The organism is Amycolatopsis keratiniphila subsp. keratiniphila, assembly GCF_001620365.2.
GTDB lineage: Bacteria > Actinomycetota > Actinomycetes > Mycobacteriales > Pseudonocardiaceae > Amycolatopsis > Amycolatopsis keratiniphila.
The window spans coordinates 1,932-15,889 of sequence record NZ_LQMT02000040.1 but is presented as its reverse complement, the minus strand read 5'-3'; the positions used below and the strand labels follow the sequence as shown (position 1 = coordinate 15,889).

The 13,958-nt window shown below is 70.9% G+C and carries 13 protein-coding genes; 4 read left to right on the top strand and 9 right to left on the bottom strand.

All coding sequences use genetic code 11. The annotated features are described in order from the left end of the window. Positions 1 to 46: 46 nt before the first annotated feature. On the bottom strand, positions 47 to 484 hold the full coding sequence (locus tag AVR91_RS37035; protein WP_063272578.1) for a MarR family winged helix-turn-helix transcriptional regulator: 438 nt from the start codon (positions 482 to 484) through the stop codon (positions 47 to 49). A 38-nt stretch (positions 485 to 522) separates the two neighbouring features. On the opposite strand from AVR91_RS37035, the gene AVR91_RS37030 reads away from it, so the two are divergent. Next, positions 523 to 1,044: a hypothetical protein gene (locus tag AVR91_RS37030; protein ID WP_063272577.1), complete on the top strand. Its 522-nt coding sequence runs from the start codon at positions 523 to 525 to the stop codon at positions 1,042 to 1,044. Here AVR91_RS37030 and AVR91_RS37025 read toward each other — a convergent pair. The 5 genes from AVR91_RS37025 to AVR91_RS37005 form a co-directional block, all read right to left on the bottom strand. Beyond that, on the bottom strand, positions 1,034 to 1,813 hold the full coding sequence (locus AVR91_RS37025; protein WP_063272576.1) for a hypothetical protein: 780 nt from the start codon (positions 1,811 to 1,813) through the stop codon (positions 1,034 to 1,036). The genes AVR91_RS37030 and AVR91_RS37025 overlap by 11 nt on opposite strands. Before the next feature lie 95 nt (positions 1,814 to 1,908). Further along, a complete protein-coding gene (locus tag AVR91_RS37020; RefSeq protein ID WP_063272575.1) occupies positions 1,909 to 2,598 on the bottom strand; it encodes a sigma-70 family RNA polymerase sigma factor in 690 nt (229 codons plus the stop codon). 144 nt (positions 2,599 to 2,742) lie between these two features. Further along, positions 2,743 to 3,240, bottom strand: coding sequence for a hypothetical protein (locus AVR91_RS37015; RefSeq protein WP_063272574.1), 498 nt, complete (start codon positions 3,238 to 3,240; stop codon positions 2,743 to 2,745). Between the two features lie 109 nt (positions 3,241 to 3,349). Beyond that, complete coding sequence (locus tag AVR91_RS37010; RefSeq protein WP_063272573.1) at positions 3,350 to 3,970, bottom strand: hypothetical protein; 621 nt, start codon at positions 3,968 to 3,970, stop codon at positions 3,350 to 3,352. Positions 3,971 to 4,033: 63 nt separating this feature from the next. Continuing rightward, positions 4,034 to 4,903, bottom strand: a complete 870-nt coding sequence (locus tag AVR91_RS37005; RefSeq protein ID WP_063272572.1) for an alpha/beta fold hydrolase — start codon at positions 4,901 to 4,903, stop codon at positions 4,034 to 4,036. 117 nt (positions 4,904 to 5,020) lie between these two features. On the opposite strand from AVR91_RS37005, the gene AVR91_RS37000 reads away from it, so the two are divergent. Then, positions 5,021 to 8,104 carry a BTAD domain-containing putative transcriptional regulator gene (locus tag AVR91_RS37000; protein WP_063272589.1) on the top strand — a complete coding sequence of 1,028 codons (3,084 nt, stop codon included), beginning with the start codon at positions 5,021 to 5,023 and terminating at the stop codon, positions 8,102 to 8,104. A 1-nt stretch (position 8,105) separates the two neighbouring features. Here the strand turns inward: AVR91_RS37000 and AVR91_RS36995 are convergent, their stop codons facing one another. The 3 genes from AVR91_RS36995 to AVR91_RS36985 are packed head-to-tail and all read right to left on the bottom strand — an operon-like array spanning position 8,106 to position 12,551. After that, entirely contained in the window at positions 8,106 to 8,396 is a 291-nt protein-coding gene (locus AVR91_RS36995; RefSeq protein ID WP_063272571.1) for a hypothetical protein, read from the bottom strand. Next, entirely contained in the window at positions 8,393 to 11,788 is a 3,396-nt protein-coding gene (locus tag AVR91_RS36990; protein WP_063272570.1) for a TM0106 family RecB-like putative nuclease, read from the bottom strand. The genes AVR91_RS36995 and AVR91_RS36990 overlap by 4 nt, the downstream gene beginning before the upstream one ends. A 52-nt stretch (positions 11,789 to 11,840) precedes the next feature. Next, positions 11,841 to 12,551 (bottom strand): GntR family transcriptional regulator, encoded by a 711-nt coding sequence (locus tag AVR91_RS36985; protein WP_063272588.1) that lies wholly within the window; start codon positions 12,549 to 12,551, stop codon positions 11,841 to 11,843. Between the two features lie 121 nt (positions 12,552 to 12,672). Between AVR91_RS36985 and AVR91_RS36980 the strand changes: the two genes are divergently transcribed. Together AVR91_RS36980 and AVR91_RS36975 are read left to right on the top strand one after the other, a co-directional pair. After that, positions 12,673 to 13,587: a glycoside hydrolase family 16 protein gene (locus tag AVR91_RS36980; protein WP_063272569.1), complete on the top strand. Its 915-nt coding sequence runs from the start codon at positions 12,673 to 12,675 to the stop codon at positions 13,585 to 13,587. Positions 13,588 to 13,596: 9 nt separating this feature from the next. Next, positions 13,597 to 13,958, top strand: a 362-nt coding sequence (locus tag AVR91_RS36975; RefSeq protein ID WP_323807907.1) for a sigma factor, incomplete at its 3' end; no start/stop codon positions are given.

The window sequence follows — 13,958 nt, the reverse complement described above, 5'->3', positions numbered from 1 at the left end:
CCGATGGAGCGGCCGCTTTTTATCACGATGCGACGAAAGGGCGGTTTCACGAGCTGAGCGCGGTTGACAACCTGCGCAGGGTTTCGCGGGCTCGCCGCAGCTCATCGGGGGTGACACCGCTGTGGTCGAGCACGTCCCGGCGCCGGGTTTCGCTCGCGTCCCACAGTCGTCGCAGCAGTCGTTCGCCCTCGGGGGTGATGGCGTACAAGGCCGAGCGCCGATGCGCGGGATTGGGCCGCGCGCACAGTTCGCCGGCTTCGGTGAGGTCGTCCACGACGCGCTGGACGGCTTGGCGGACCTGGCCGAGCCGTCGCGCGATGGCGGGGACGGCCAGTGGTTCTTCGGACACCGTGCTCAGCACGTGCCAGCGGGCGACCGTCGTGCCCTCTCCGGCGGCCTCCCGTTCGCTGATCCGGCGGCTCACCCCGGCCAGTTCGTAGACGTCGGCGATCAGCAACCGGTAGTCGTGGACGAGCTCGCTCATAGTTGACAGCATACTGTCAAAGTGCCCATCCTGGCCGCATGGACGTCACCGAACGGATCGCCGCCGTGTTCACCGCCGCCGGGCCACGCCCCGAACTCGCCGCCCGGTTGAGCGTGTTCGAGCCGCTGATCGGCAGCTGGGATCTGGTGGTGCACAACCACGCAGAGGACGGGAGTGTCCGGACCGTCGACGGCGAATGGCATTTCGGCTGGGCGCTGGACGGCCGTGCGCTGGCCGACGTGTGGATCAGCCCGGCCAGGGCGAGCAGGACCGGCGGTGTGGACGGGGAGTGGGGGATGAGCCTGCGCTTCTACGACGAGAAGATCGACGCGTTCCGGTCGACCTGGCTCGGCCCCGGCAACGGCTGGGTTATCCCGTTCCTCGGCAAGCCGACGGAGGACGGCTTCGAGATCGAGGCGGACACCGGCGGCGTCCGGCGCCGGTGGATCTTCTCCGAGCTGACCGCCACGAGTTTCTCCTGGCGGGCGGAGGAAACGCTGCCGGACGAGGACCCCTTCGTCCGGCAGCGTTTCGAGGCCACTCGTGCGGTCAGTGGTTGATCTTGAACCACGGCTGCGACCAGCCGAGATAGGTGTAGCCCCAGGTGTTCTTGATCTCCGCGATCGTGGTCTCGGTGAAGCTGCCGGGGCCGTGGATGTCGTTCGACAGGAACTTGCCGCCGCCGATGGAGAACATCGCGTGCCCGGTACCGCCGTTGCTGAAGAAGGCGAGCCCGCCCGCGGGGACCTGGGTGTCACCGGGGTGCTTGAACGAACCCGGGATCTGGGTCCAGTGGACGTAGGCCGTCTCCGAACCGCTCGCGTTCCAGCCGTAGGCCCACGCGTTGATCCGGTCGCACCAGCGGTAGTAGTCCGGGTCGTTGTGGGTGTGCACGTGCGCCTTCGCCCACGCGATGGCTTCGGCGCAGGTCCGCGGGTTGCCGGTGCCCGCGGTGGAGCAGGAGAGGGTGCTGCCGGCGCAGTCCGGGGCGACCCGGCCGTCCGAACCGGTGTAGACGTAGGCGTCGCTGATGTAGCCGCCCTTCGACGGCACGTAGTCCCAGATGTCGGTGGTGCCGTACTTCCCGGTCACCGTCGAGCCGTTGGTCTGGCAGTCGATGGTGACGGCGGTGCCGCTCGCGACGGTGCCGACCGAACTCGCGCTGGTGCTCGGGCTCGACCGTACGGTCACCGCCACACCGGAGTCGGTGTTCACCGTGCCCGTCGCCGCGAGCGCCTGGCCCGCACCGCCGAGCATGATCGCCCCGGTCAGCGCGATGGTGCCCGCCGCCCCCACCATGCCTCTGGCGATCCTCGATCGGATCTTCATCTGTGTCCTCCCGTGGTTTCCCCGAATAGGGGGCCAGGATGGAGGATCGCCGTACAAGGCCCGTACAAGAACCCGATCGTCCGAAGTGGACTGTTCTATACCGGGACGAGCTCCGGTTCCGCGATTTGTCCGATGATCGGGACGTCACTCGCGTGCCGGGCGTTCCGCTCGGTGAGCAGGACCCGCAACCGGGCGAGCGCCCGGAACTGGGCCGCGCGGACCGCCCCCGCGCTCGGCAGGCCGAGCCGCTCCGCCGTCTCCTCGGCCGACAGCCCGAACACGAACCGCAGCGCGAGCACCTGCCGGTGCGGCATCGGCAACCGCGCCAGCAGGACCCCGGCCTGCAACCGGTGTTCCAGCCGTTCGATCTCGTCCGGGTCGCGGCGCGCCCACGCCGTCAGTCCGTCGCCGATCTCCGGCACGCAGGCGACCGGTTCGCGAGACCGGCGCCGGTGCAGGTCGGCCACCTTGTGCCCGGCGATCCCGAGGACGAACGCGAGGAACCGGTCCGGGCGGTACCGGTAGCGGGGCAAGGCGATCAGCACCGCCTGCAACACCTCCTGCGCGCAGTCCTGTGCGTCGCAGGCACCCGTTCCGGCACTTCCGAGCCTGCTCGCGCAGTAGCGGAACACGTGCGGGGAAAGGAAACGGGTCAGGTCCCGGAGCGCGTCCGGGTCACCGGCCACGGCCGCCCGGACCAATCTGCTGTCCGGGTTGGGCAGCCGTCCCGCCGTGGCGGCGGCACGGGAGTCCGCGGGTACCGTCGAGGGCGCTACCTCGTCCAAGTCTGCACTCCTGGTTCGGGGGAATTGGCCGCCAAGGTGCGCCCGTCATCGGGGGCCGGGACTTCGTGCGCGGTTGTCCAGCTTGCCGTTCCGTGCAGGGGATGTCCATACGGCGGCCCGGAAGTCATCCGAACCGCGCAATGTCTATTGTGGACTGTTATCTTTCGGCGCCTTGAGGCAGGACAACACCGGGGGATAGGCGGTGGTGTCGGTGCTGAGAAGATCCGCCGTCCAGACCACACAGTGCGCGAGCACCCGGATCCGCTGATCGAGATCGGCGTTCTCGCAGGCTTGCCCGATCTGGTCGGCGCAGGTGTCCCGGTCGTCGCGGACGCTGGCGGCGATGGCCCGGACGATCGCGGCCACGCCAGGGTCGAGGCGGTCGGGCCGGACCGTCAGGCCCGCGTGATCCCGAAGACGCAGGGTGAACGGTTCGCCGATCCGCAGCGAACGACGACGATCCTTGGCCGCCAAGGAAAACGTGTCGACCAGCCGGCCGACGACGTCGTCGAGCGCCGGTTTTCGCCGGGTGGAGGTGGCGACGGACACCAGTGCGGTGGCGAGCCGATCGGCTTCACCCGATCTGGTGAGCGAAAGGAGATCGCGCGCGACGGTGTGCGCGCGTTCGGTGGTGGGTTTCATGGCGGGGTCCCTCGTTCGGTATGCCGCCTCCCGATACCCGTCCGAGTGGTGGCCAAACCCGAATGGCGGTCGATTGCCGCCTGTGGGGGCGCGGGTTGGGCCGTTCGGCTCAAGCCGATGGGCTCGCTCCGACGCGCAGGTAGCCACTTACGGCGGCGACCACCTGATCCGCGTGAGACGGCTCGAGGTTTCGCACCCACACCCGGAGCGCTTCGAGAAAACCGGCGAGATCTCGGCGCACGCCCTGGAGAAGGCCGGGGAGATCCTGACGCCGGATCTCCAGCCGTCGTCCTTCGGGGGTCTCCCAGTCCTCGTCGTCCACGTCCGGCCAGAACCGGATGATGTCGCCGTCGAACTCGACCACCGTCCCCGGTCCGTGACCGAGGTCGGGCAAGTTCCCGTCCGGCATCCCGTGCCAGTCCGGCCAGTCGGTCAGGTCACAGCAGCAGCCTGGAGTCACGGCGATTCCCTCGGCTTCGAGCAGCAGACCCCCGGGGAGGAAGAGGGTCTCGAGCCGCGCCAGCTCGTCGAACGCGGTCCCGAGGTCGGGGCGGGCGAGCTCGCCGCTCGTGCTGTGCCCGAGCAGCGAGAGCACGACCGCCCCGACGTCGTCGGAGGACATCTCACGGCGCAGGGGGATCCACTCGCCGTCGTGGCCGCGGAACGGCCACAGATCGAACGACGAATAGCCGGGCGGCAAGGATTCCACCACCGGAATGAGCCTGGACATGCGGCGACGATACGGTGCGTGGTCCGGCAGGCGCCACGGCGTTTCAAGGGACCCGCCCCAGGCCTAGCGTGTCAACAGGTCGCGAAGCGCCTTCGTCACCTCCGACGGCGACTCCTCGGCCATGAAGTGACCCGACGTGACCGTCCGGTGGTCCAGGTCCGTCGCCCACGCCCGCCAGAGCGCGGCGGCGTCGTAGCCGAGCACGGCGCCCCAGTCCTGCTGGAGCACGGTGAGCGGCATGGTGAGCCGGTTGCCCGCCGCGCGGTCCGCCTCGTCGTGCTCGACGTCGATGCCCGCCGACGCGCGGTAGTCGGCGACGATCGAGGGCACCGCGTTGCGAGACGCCTCCAGGTACGCGGCGCGGACGTCGGCGGGGATCGCGTCGCCGTCGCGCGTCCACGCGTCGAGGAAGTGACCGAAGAACGCGTCCGGCGCGCCCGCGATCAGCTGTTCCGGCAGTCCGGGCGGTTGGGCCATCAGGTAGAGGTGGAAGCCGACCGCGGCGCCGGCGCCGTGCAGCACGTCCCACATGTCCAGCGTCGGCAGCACGTCGAGGATCGCGAGGTGACTCACCTTGTCCGGGTGGTCGAGCCCGGCCCGGATGGCCACCAGCGCGCCCCGGTCGTGCCCGGCGAGGGCGAACCGGTCGTGGCCGAAGGCCTTCGCGACGGTGACGACGTCGGCCGCCATCGACCGCTTCGAGTAGGTCTCGCCGGTGTCGGCGGGCTTGTCGCTTTCGCCGTATCCTCGCAGGTCAGGGCAGAGGACGGTGTGGTCGGCCGCCAGATCCGCCGCGACGTGCCGCCACATGAGGTGGGTCTGGGGGAAGCCGTGCAGGAGCACGATCGGGCTGCCCGTCCCGGCGACGGCGACGTCGAGTGCCACGCCGTCCGCCACGGGCACACGCTGGTAGTCGAATCCGGTGATGCGCATGGGTACCTTCCTGGTCGTTCCGTGATGACCGCCAGCGTCCCCGGCCCGAATCAGCGCCCGGTCAGCGACGACCGAGCGGCCAGGGCACGATGATCACCGTCGGTGAAGGAGGTGACGATGCGGTTCGGTGTGCTCGGCCCGCTCGTGGCCGAGGACGGGCGGGGCGAAGTCGGGCTCAAGGGCCCTCGGCACCGCGCGGTGCTGGCCAGGCTGCTGATCGCCCGCGGCCGGGTCGTGCCGGTGGAACGCCTGGTCGACGACCTGTGGGAACGCCCGCCCGAGGGCGCGGTCGGCGCGGTCCAGACCTTCGTCGGTGCCCTGCGCCGCGCGCTGGAACCGGATCGTGCGCCCCGTGAGCCCGCGCGGCTGCTCGTCACGGTCGCCCGCGGCTACGCCCTGCGCGCGGATTCCGTCGACGCGTGGGATTTCGAGGCCGCCGTCGCCACGGCCCGTGAGCTCCTCGACGCCCGCCGGGCGGACGCGGCACTGTCTCAAGTGGACACCGCGCTCGCGCTGTGGCGCGGTCCCGCGTACGCCGAGTTCGCCGAGGAAGGCTGGGCACTCGGCGAGGTCTCCCGGCTGACCGAACTCCGGTTACTGGCGGGCGAACTTCGTGCCGATGCCCTTCTCGCGCTCGGCCGGGCCGCCGAGGTGATCCCCGAGCTGGAGCCACGGGTACGCGAGTTCCCCTTGCGGGAGAACGGTTCCCGGCTCTTGGCACTGGCGCTCTACCGCTCCGGACGGCAAGGCGACGCTCTGGCGGTGTTGCGCGCGACGCGAGAACGGCTCGCCGACGAGCTCGGCATCGATCCCGGCGCGGGCCTGCGGGACCTGGAAGCCGACATCCTCGCGCAAGCGCCCCGGCTGGAGCCGTCCGTGCCCGAGATCCCCGAGCGGCCGCTGATCGGGCGGGACGCGGAACTGGCCAGGCTCGAAGAAGCCTCGGTTGGGTCGCGGCTGGTGCTCGTGTCGGGTGAGGCGGGGGTGGGGAAGACCGCGCTCGCCGAGGCGTTCTCCGCCCGTCTCGCCGCGCGAGGCTGGACCACGGCCTGGGGGAGCAACCCCGACGACGAGGGCGCGCCGCCCGCCTACGCCTGGACCCGGATCCTCGCCACCCTCGCCGACGCCGGCTACGGAGCGCCACCGACCGCGGAGCCCGCGACCGAAGATCCCCTCGCCGCGCGCTGGCGATGGCACCGGGCGGTCGCCTCCTACCTGTCCGGTGCCGCGCCCTTGCTGCTCGTCCTCGACGATCTGCACTGGGCGGGCGAGGAGACGCTGGCGCTGCTGGCCTCGGTGCTGAGCGAGCCGGTGCTGATCGTCGCGACCTATCGCGGCACCGACCCGCCCGCCCGGTTGACGGACTTCCTCGGCCGGGCCGCTCGGCACGAGCCGGAGCGGATCTATCTCGGAGGGCTGCCCGAGACCGAGATCGCCGCGCTGGTCAGGGCCACGACCGGGGAAGACGTCGAGCCGGAGACCGCCGCGGTACTCCACCGGCGAAGCGGCGGAAACGCGTTCTTCGTCCGTGAACTCGCCCGGCTGCTGGCCGACGAGGGGCCCGCCGCCTTGGCCGCGGTGCCGCCGGGAGTCCGCGACGTCGTCCGGCACCGGGTGGCCGCGTTACCGGACGAGGTCCGCGGTGTGGTGCGGCGCGCGGCGGTGCTCGGTACGGACGTCGATCTGGACGTACTCGAGGCGCTGGCGGGGGAAACCGCGCTCGACGCGGTGGAAATCGCGGCCAGGCAAGGAATCCTGACCGAGCGGGCGCCGAACCGGTTCCGGTTCGCGCACGCGCTCGTCCGCGACACGCTCTACCACGACCTCTCCCGTTCGCGACGGACCCGCGAGCACGGCGGGATCGCTCAAGCGCTGGAACGTCTTCGCCCGGACGACGTCGACGCGCTGGCACACCATTTCCTGCTGTCGGAGGAGCATGGTGACCGGGCCGCACGGTACGCGCGGGCGGCCGCGGAACGTGCCGAAAGTCGTTTCGCCCCAACGGAAGCGGCACGGCTCTGGGAGGCGGCGCTCACCGCGTACGACCGATCCGGCGGCTCCGACCCGGAGAAGCGGCTGGAGCTGATCATGGGCCTGGCCCGCGCTTCGGCCGTCGCCGGCGGCCTCGGCCGGTCGCGGCGGTATCGGGCCGAAGCGTTGGAACTGGCGGAAAAGCTGGACGATCCGCTGCTGACCGCACGGACGATCGGCGCCTTCGACGTCCCCGCCAGCTGGACCGAAAGCGACGACAGGGAGCTCGCTTCCCGGATCGCGGACGCCGTCGAGCGGACCCTCGCCGCGCTACCGCGGGATCGGCGGGCCGAGCGGTGCCGCCTGCTGGCCACCCTCGCCGTCGAACTGCGCAACACGGGCGGACGGCGGGCTCGTGAGGCGGCATGGGAAGCCGAGACGCTCGCCCGCGGACTCGGAGACCCGGCGCTGCTCGCGTTCGCGCTCAACGCCCGGTTCCTGCAGTCCTTCGACCGCGCGGGGCTCGCCCCCGAGCGGGCCGCGATCGGCGCCGAACTGGTCGATCTCGCCTCACGGCACGGGCTGGTGACGTTCGAGGTACTCGGACATCTCGTGCTCCTGCAGGCGAAGAGCGCGCTCGCGGAGTTCGCCGCCGCGGACCGGCACGCCGCGTCGGCCGACGAACTCGGGGAGAAGTACGGCCTGCCGCTCGTCGGCGTGTTCACCCGGTGGTATCGCGCGATGCGGACCGCGATGACCGGCCCCGGCGGGGCAGCCGCCTATCGTGCCGCGGCGGCGGGGCTCGCCGGAACGGCCATGTCCGGAGTGGACAACGGGATCCTCGCGCTCGCCCTGTACTGCGACCGGCTCCAGCGAGGTTTGCCACCGCGAGCGCTGGAGGAGAGCTACGGCGCCTACGAAAGCTGGTGCCGTCCGATCCTCCCGATCCCGGATTCGCCCCGGGACCTGCTGTTCGAGGCCCGATCCTGTCTGCACGCCGTGGTCGCGATCGAACTCGGCGACCGGCCGGCGATGGAACGCCTGTACGCCGACCTGCTGCCCGCCGAGGACGAGATCGCCGGTGCCGGGAGCGGGATGCTCACCCTCCGCCCGGTCGCCCGCTACCTCGGCGACCTGGCCACGGCTCTCGGCAGGCCGGAGGCCGCCGCCGGGCACTACCGGAAGGCGCGGGCCCTCGCGGTGAAAGCCGGTTCACCGCATTGGGATTAGCTCACTGCTCCCGCATCGCGCGGCGGATCTCGGCCAGCTTGTCCTTCGCGGCCTTGTCGCGGTCGGCGATCTTCTTGTCCAGCGAAGCGACGTCTTCCTTGCCGCCGAGGCCCGCGAGTTCGGTCGAGCCCAGCGAGGTCGTGTAGCGCTGCTCGATCCGGTCCCGCACGTGGTCGAACGAGGGCACGCCACCCTCGCTGTAATCCGGCTCCGGTACCTCGACAGGGGCCGTCGGGGACTCTTCGACGATCTCGGCGTCGAGGATTTCCTTGTCCGGGTCGTTCTCGGTCATCGTCCACTCCGTCCTGCGTGCCACGGCACGGCTTCGGTCATCAACCCGAGCATGCCCGAAACCAGCCGCATCTGGTCGACCGTGCGGATGTCGGCCTCGACCAGGCGCGGCGAACAGACCACGATCGCGAGCGCCTGCGCCCGCGAAAGCGCCACGTTGAGCCGGTTCCGGGAGAGCAGGAAGTCCAGGCCACGCGGCAGATCGACCGCCGACGACGAGGTCATCGTGGTGATCACCACCGGCGCCTCCTGGCCCTGGAACCGGTCCACCGTGCCCACCCGCACGCCGGGATGCCCGGCCTCGTCCAGCGCGCGAGCGACGACCCTGGCCTGCAGGTTGTACGGCGCCACGACCAGGATGTCCTCGTCGCCGAGCGGCCGGGGCTCGCCGTGATCGGTCCAGGGGCGGCCGTGGAGTTCGGCGACCAGAGAGGTGACCGCCTCGGCCTCCTCGACCGACCGCGTCGTGTTGCCGTGGTGGTCGACCTCGGCGAGGTACAGGCCCGATTCGACACCGTCGATCGCGCGTTCGGCCGCCGAGGGATGCGAGTGCAGACGGCCCGCGTAGGACAGCCGTGACACCGGCGCGCAGACGGCGGGATGCATCCGCCGGGTCTCGTCGAGGAAGTACCCGAGTTCGGCCGGGATGATGTCCGCCTCGCCGATCAGGTGCCCGAGCGCGGACGCCTCGGCGCCGGCGGGATGCGTGCCCTGTACGACCTGCGGCAGCTGCTGCGGATCGCCCAGCAGTAGGAGATTCTTGGCGCACATCGACACCGCGAGCGCGTCGGCGAGGGCGAACTGGCCCGCCTCGTCGATGATCAGCAGGTCGAAGGGCTCTTCCCGGATCGCGGCGTTCGCGAAGGTCCAGGCGGTGCCGCCGACCAGATGACCGGTGTCGTGCTCCTCGCGCCATTTCACCAGCGCGGGATTGGTCTTCGGCTGCTCCCACGGCGCGGCCGGATCCGGGGTGCGCTTGGCGCGTTTCGCGCACGGCAGATCCGGCGCGTTCTTCAGCGTGGCGGACAGCACGTTCTCCACGGCCTTGTGACTGGTCGAGGTGACGGCGATCGTCTTGCCCGCGCGCACGAGTTTCGCGATCAGCCTGCCTGCCAGATAGGTCTTGCCCGCGCCCGGCGGGCCTTGGACGGCCAGCGTGGAGCCATCGAGCGCCTCGACGGCCTCGATCACCGTGGTCACCAGGTCGGCCCCGGGTTCGGGCAGGGTCTTGTCGTCGCGAAGCCGGGGTGTCGTGCGCCGGAGCAGATCGACGCCGGGATGCGCGGGCAGCGCCGGCAGGCCGTCGACGACGAGGCGGGCGAGGTCCGCGACGGCGTCGTCCTTGGGGGAGGGGCGGACCGGGCTCCCGGGCAGCACCGCGACCGGCCGGTCGGCGGTGGTCTCGTCGGGCGCGCAGCTTTCTTCGAGGGTCAGTTCGACGGCGGTGGCCGAGACGACCTTGGCGTCGCGCGCGGCGGCGCCGTACCGCAAGCGGACGTCGTCGCCGGGGGCGAAGGGATGCGGGCGGTCCGGGTCGCAGCGGAGGACGAGTGAGCGCTTCGCCTTGCGGACCCGGCCCGACGGCGGAACCCATTCCCCGGCTTCCAGCGAGATCGGGACGGTGCAGGCGTTGTCGGTCTCCAGATCGCCTAGCGGGGCGGCCAGCTGGCGGAAGTACTCCCACCACGCCGGATTCGTCTCGCGGCGGTGATAGCCGACCGACGCGGCCAGCAGCGCGCGGGCGCGGTCCTCGCCGGTGAACTCGGCCGGATCGTCGGGCAGCCCGTCCAGCAGCGGATCGACCAGCGCGGCCAGCTGCGCCGCGCGTTCGGCGCGTTTCTGAGCGGCGACGTCCTCTTCGGTCTGGCGGAGCAGAGCGTCCACATCGGACTCTTCGGGCGGCTCCGCGAGCGCGATCCCTTCCACCACGCGGATCTCGTGGAGGAACTCGAAGAGCCGCAGCGTGGAGACGCAGTCGTATTCGTTGTAGTCGCTGATCCCGCGCAGCACCTCGTCGGCGTGCTCGGTCTCGCCGGAGGCGGTGAGCGTCAGATACTCCTCGTAGGCCTCGATGCTCGACACCGCCGTCTTGACGTCCCCGTCGCGGGCTTCAGGCATGTAGAGCGGCTCGAGATACTTGATCGAGTACGACCGCTGCGAGACCCGGAGTGCCTTGCGCACCACGGAATACAGGTCGACCAGACCGCCGCTGCGCAGCAGATGGTCGACGGCGTCCTCACGGGTCCCGTGCACGGCGGCGAGCCGTTTGATCGCGGTGACCTCGTACGGCGCGTAGTGGTAGACGTGCGAGCCCGGATGCTCGGCGAGCCTCGCGGTGGCGAAGTCTACGAACTCTTCGAAGGCCCGCTTCTCCTGCGACCGGTTGTGCGCCCAGAACGGGGTGAACTTCGTGCCGTCGTCGGCGGTCACGGCGCCGAAGAGGTATTCGAGCCCTTCGCCCGCAAGCGCGTACGGGTCACCCTCCATGTCGAAGAAGACGTCGCCGGGGGCGGGCGGCGGCAGTTCGGCCAGCGCGTCCGGATCGATGACCTCGTAGGCGATCTGCCCGGTTTCGTCCTGCCGGACCTGGATCGCGGCCTGGGCGCGCAGCGTGGTGAACGACGTCGTCGAGATGTCGCGCGGACGGTCTTCCGGTGCGGCGGCCGCGAGCGCGTCGATGGTGCCGAGTCCCGCCGCGACGAGCTTGCGCCGCTGATCGCCGCGCATCCCAGCGACCAGCGAAAGGTCGCGGTCGGCTTCGCGGGCGCTCGCGCAGTGCGCGGCGTAGGAGCAGCCGGCGCACGCGGGCCGTTCGTCGGCCCAGAGCTGGACCGGCAGGGTCGGCGGCCGGTTACGCAGCCGGGCGCGGAGCCGGTCCACCAGCGGGAGGAAGTCGTCGACGCGGAACGAGCGCGTGCTGTGATCGCCGAGCAGCAGGTGCATTTGCGGGCCGGCGGGCCAGCCCGCCCTGCGCAGGGCGTCGGCGTAGGCGGTCAGCTGGACGACGGCGGCGGGTTTCGCGTGCCGGGCCAGCTTCGTGTCGTAGACCTCGTAGCGGCCTTCGTCGTCCCGCATCAGGAAGTCGGCCCGGCCGGAGAACTCGCCGTCGTGGAAGACCGCCTGGTAGATCACCGGAGCACCGGCCCGAAGCGCTTCTTCGGTGGCCTTCGCGGCGACGGCCGGATCGCGTTCGTCGATCTCGACGACGGCGCTCCGCTCGCCGCGAAGCTTGTCCAGCGTCGCGGCCTCGTGCGCGCGCCCGTGCGTGACCGCGAGCTGATCCGGCCCGGAACCCGGCCTCGGCGCGCCCGGCAGGCCCGCGGCCAGCGCCTGGTTGAGGATGCTGCGGTGCTCGCATTCGAGCAGGTCGGCGAGATCGGACGGGGTGTACATCGCCCGGGAGTCTTACATGGACTCCGGCCGCGACCGGCCCGGCGCGCCGGAGTCAGCCCGAGGTGTGGTCGAACGTCAGGTGCGAGGTGATCCGGTAGCGGTCGCCCCGGTAGATCGAGCGGGTGTACTCGATCACGCGGCCGCCGTCGCCGCGGGTGGTGCGTTCGAACAGCAGCGCGGGGGAGTGCTGCGGGACGCCGAGCAGGCCGGACTCGTCGGGGTCGGTGACGGTCGGCTCGATGATCTGCACGGCCGTCGCGGGCACGACCTCGTACCGCGTGCGGAGCAGTTCGTAGAACGAGCCGGACTCGAACCCCGCGGCCGTGATGTCGGGCACGAGGTCGCGCGGGACCAGGATCCGCTCGATCGCCATCGGTGCCTCTTCGACGACGCGGACGCGGGTGACGGCCACCAGGACGTGACCGGGAGAGACTTCGAGCCGTTTGCCCAGCCGGGCACCCGCCGGCGTGGTGGCGAAGTCGATCACGCGGCTCGTCCAGTGACCCTCGGCGGGCGGGGCGAACTGCTCGCCGCCGGTGGCGGGCAGGAGGTCCTGGGAGATCTTGCGCGGCGCGGTGAACGTGCCGCGGCCGTGCTCGCGGACCACGAGACCGTCGCGCTCCAGTTCGTCGATCGCGGCCCGCAGAGTGGGGCGCGAGACGCCGATTTCGGTGCTCAGCGCGCGTTCCGAAGGCAGGACCTCGCCCGGCTGCCGCCGCTCGATGAGCTGGCGTAGCCGATCCTTGACCTCTGTGCGCCGCATGACCACAGCTTACCCAGTGGTCACGGCGAATTGGCTGGTGGACAAGTTGTCTAGACCTATTGACTTTACCACTTCACCGGGCGACGGTGGAAAGAAACTGACCAGTGGTAAAGGAGACGGGATGTCGACCTCAGGGAAGTTCCGCGCCGCCGCCGTCGCGGCCTTGTCGGTCACCGCACTGGCTCTGGCGCCGGGCGCCGCTTCGGGAGCGGCCGGTTGCGGGGCGCTGTTCGACGACTTCCACTACGGCTCGCACACCGACGGTCTCCTCGCCCAGCACGGCTGGCAGGTGCGCTCCGGAGCGGGCGGCCCCGGTGTCGGCGGTGCGCGCTGGGCGCCCGAGGGCATCACGTTCCCGACGTCCGACGGCGACAAGGTGCTGCAACTCGCCTCCACCACCGACGGCACACCCGCGGGGACGACGCAGGCCGAGATCATGCAGCCCGATCGGCGGTTCTTCGAAGGCACGTACGCGGCGCGGATCCGCTTCTCCGACGCGCCGGCGTCCGGCCCCGACGGCGACCGGATCAACCAGACGTTCTTCACGATCAGCCCGCTCCGCTACGCCAACGACCCGATCTACAGCGAGCTGGACTTCTCGGAGTACCTGCCCAACGGCGGATGGGGCGAGGCGGGGCCGGTGAACTTCCAGACCAGCTGGCACACCTACACGCCGGATCCTTGGTACGCCGAGAACAAGAGCGACAGCCAGCGCCGCAGCATCGACGGCTGGCGCTCCGTTGTCGCGACGGTGTCCGACGGCCATGTGCGGTACTACATCGACGGCGCCCTGGTGGCCGACCACGACCGCGGCGGGCCGTTCGACGTGTACCCGCGGCAGAACATGTCCCTCAACGTGAACCAGTGGTTCATCGACCTCACGCAGCACAGCGGCGGGACGAGCACCTACCTCGAACAGGTGGACTGGGTCTACTACGCGAAGAACGAGGTGCTGACGCCGCAGGCCGCCGCCGATCGGGCCGCGTCGTACCGGTCTTCGGGCGTGCGGTTCACCGACGATCTCGGTGGCTGTTAGATGTGAACGGTGGATCGGCTGACGGAACGTTTCGAGGAACACCGGACCAGGCTGCGGGCGGTGGCCTACCGGATGCTGGGCTCGGCCAGTGAGGCCGAAGACGCCGTCCAGGACACGTGGCTGCGGCTGAACCGCACCGACGCGGCGGAGATCGAGAACCTCGGCGGCTGGCTGACCACGGTGGTGGCGCGGGTGTGCCTGAACGTGTTGCGCTCGCGCGACCACCGGCGGGAGGAATCCCTCGACGACCGGCTCGCCGAACCGGCCGACTCCTCGGCCGATCCCGCCGCCGACGCGGTGCTCGCCGACTCGGTGGGGCTCGCGATGCTGGTGGTGCTGGACACGCTGGCCCCCGCCGAACGGCTCGCGTT

Excerpts from the sequence above, each read along its gene's own strand:
- AVR91_RS37000 (WP_063272589.1), top strand. The coding sequence starts at position 5,021 with ATGCGGTTCGGTGTGCTCGGCCCGCTCGTGGCCGAGGACGGGCGGGGC.
- AVR91_RS37010 (WP_063272573.1), bottom strand. The coding sequence starts at position 3,970 with ATGTCCAGGCTCATTCCGGTGGTGGAATCCTTGCCGCCCGGCTATTCG.
- AVR91_RS36995 (WP_063272571.1), bottom strand. The coding sequence starts at position 8,396 with ATGACCGAGAACGACCCGGACAAGGAAATCCTCGACGCCGAGATCGTC.
- AVR91_RS37030 (WP_063272577.1), top strand. The coding sequence starts at position 523 with ATGGACGTCACCGAACGGATCGCCGCCGTGTTCACCGCCGCCGGGCCA.
- AVR91_RS37035 (WP_063272578.1), bottom strand. The coding sequence starts at position 484 with ATGAGCGAGCTCGTCCACGACTACCGGTTGCTGATCGCCGACGTCTAC.
- AVR91_RS37015 (WP_063272574.1), bottom strand. The coding sequence starts at position 3,240 with ATGAAACCCACCACCGAACGCGCGCACACCGTCGCGCGCGATCTCCTT.
- AVR91_RS37005 (WP_063272572.1), bottom strand. The coding sequence starts at position 4,903 with ATGCGCATCACCGGATTCGACTACCAGCGTGTGCCCGTGGCGGACGGC.
- AVR91_RS36990 (WP_063272570.1), bottom strand. The coding sequence starts at position 11,788 with ATGTACACCCCGTCCGATCTCGCCGACCTGCTCGAATGCGAGCACCGC.
- AVR91_RS37025 (WP_063272576.1), bottom strand. The coding sequence starts at position 1,813 with ATGAAGATCCGATCGAGGATCGCCAGAGGCATGGTGGGGGCGGCGGGC.
- AVR91_RS36980 (WP_063272569.1), top strand. The coding sequence starts at position 12,673 with ATGTCGACCTCAGGGAAGTTCCGCGCCGCCGCCGTCGCGGCCTTGTCG.
- AVR91_RS36985 (WP_063272588.1), bottom strand. The coding sequence starts at position 12,551 with ATGCGGCGCACAGAGGTCAAGGATCGGCTACGCCAGCTCATCGAGCGG.